Raw genomic sequence first — 1,570 nt, 5'->3', positions numbered from 1 at the left:
CTCACAGCCAAACTATCAGGTCAAGTCTGCTTTTATTATTTTTAAGCGTGCATAATAAGCCCTACACAAATTGGGAGATATATCATGAAAGGCTGGCTTTTTCTTGTTATCGCAATAGTTGGCGAAGTAATCGCAACATCCGCATTAAAATCTAGCGAGGGCTTTACTAAGCTTGCCCCTTCCGCCGTTGTCATAATCGGTTATGGCATCGCATTTTATTTTCTTTCTCTGGTTCTGAAATCCATCCCTGTCGGTGTTGCTTATGCAGTCTGGTCGGGACTCGGCGTCGTCATAATTACAGCCATTGCCTGGTTGCTTCATGGGCAAAAGCTTGATGCGTGGGGCTTTGTAGGTATGGGGCTCATAATTGCTGCCTTTTTGCTCGCCCGATCCCCATCGTGGAAGTCGCTGCGGAGGCCGACGCCATGGTGACGGTGTTCGGCATTCTGAATCTCACCGAGGACTCCTTCTTCGATGAGAGCCGGCGGCTAGACCCCGCCGGCGCTGTCACCGCGGCGATCGAAATGCTGCGAGTCGGATCAGACGTCGTGGATGTCGGACCGGCCGCCAGCCATCCGGACGCGAGGCCTGTATCGCCGGCCGATGAGATCAGACGTATTGCGCCGCTCTTAGACGCCCTGTCCGATCAGATGCACCGTGTTTCAATCGACAGCTTCCAACCGGAAACCCAGCGCTATGCGCTCAAGCGCGGCGTGGGCTACCTGAACGATATCCAAGGATTTCCTGACCCTGCGCTCTATCCCGATATTGCTGAGGCGGACTGCAGGCTGGTGGTTATGCACTCAGCGCAGCGGGATGGCATCGCCACCCGCACCGGTCACCTTCGACCCGAAGACGCGCTCGACGAGATTGTGCGGTTCTTCGAGGCGCGGGTTTCCGCCTTGCGACGGAGCGGGGTCGCTGCCGACCGGCTCATCCTCGATCCGGGGATGGGATTTTTCTTGAGCCCCGCACCGGAAACATCGCTGCACGTGCTGTCGAACCTTCAAAAGCTGAAGTCGGCGTTGGGGCTTCCGCTATTGGTCTCGGTGTCGCGGAAATCCTTCTTGGGCGCCACCGTTGGCCTTCCTGTAAAGGATCTGGGTCCAGCGAGCCTTGCGGCGGAACTTCACGCGATCGGCAATGGCGCTGACTACGTCCGCACCCACGCGCCTGGAGATCTGCGAAGCGCAATCACCTTCTCGGAAACCCTCGCGAAATTTCGCAGTCGCGACGCCAGAGACCGAGGGTTAGATCATGCCTAGCATTCACCTTCCGGCCGCCCGCTAGCGGACCCTGGTCAGGTTCCGCGAAGGTGGGCGCAGACATGCTGGGCTCGTCAGGATCAAACTGCACTATGAGGCGGCGGTTCATACCGCGCCAGGGGAGCGAATGGACAGCGAGGAGCCTCCGAACGTTCGGGTCGCCTGCTCGGGTGATATCGACGAGGTTGTGCGGCTGATGCACGACGCTGCGGCGTGGATGTCCGCCAAGGGAACGCCCGCCTGGGACGTCGCGCGGATCGACCGGACATTCGCGGAGACCTTCGTCCTGAGATCCGAGCTCCTAG

At 58.6% G+C, this 1,570-nt stretch carries 2 protein-coding genes; both read left to right on the top strand.

What is annotated here, in order from left to right; translation table 11 throughout:
- Positions 1-84: 84 nt before the first annotated feature.
- Positions 85-432 carry a quaternary ammonium compound efflux SMR transporter QacE delta 1 gene (locus tag PG887_RS22275; protein ID WP_000679427.1) on the top strand — a complete coding sequence of 116 codons (348 nt, stop codon included), beginning with the start codon at positions 85-87 and terminating at the stop codon, positions 430-432.
- Positions 426-1,265, top strand: coding sequence for a sulfonamide-resistant dihydropteroate synthase Sul1 (gene sul1, locus PG887_RS22270; RefSeq protein WP_000259031.1), 840 nt, complete (start codon positions 426-428; stop codon positions 1,263-1,265). The genes PG887_RS22275 and sul1 overlap by 7 nt, the downstream gene beginning before the upstream one ends.
- The last annotated feature ends 305 nt before the right edge of the window (positions 1,266-1,570 follow it).

Origin of the sequence: Aeromonas sp. QDB14, from assembly GCF_027707845.1 — a bacterium.
GTDB lineage: Bacteria > Pseudomonadota > Gammaproteobacteria > Enterobacterales > Aeromonadaceae > Aeromonas > Aeromonas caviae.
This window is presented reverse-complemented; position numbering and strand designations above follow the sequence as displayed.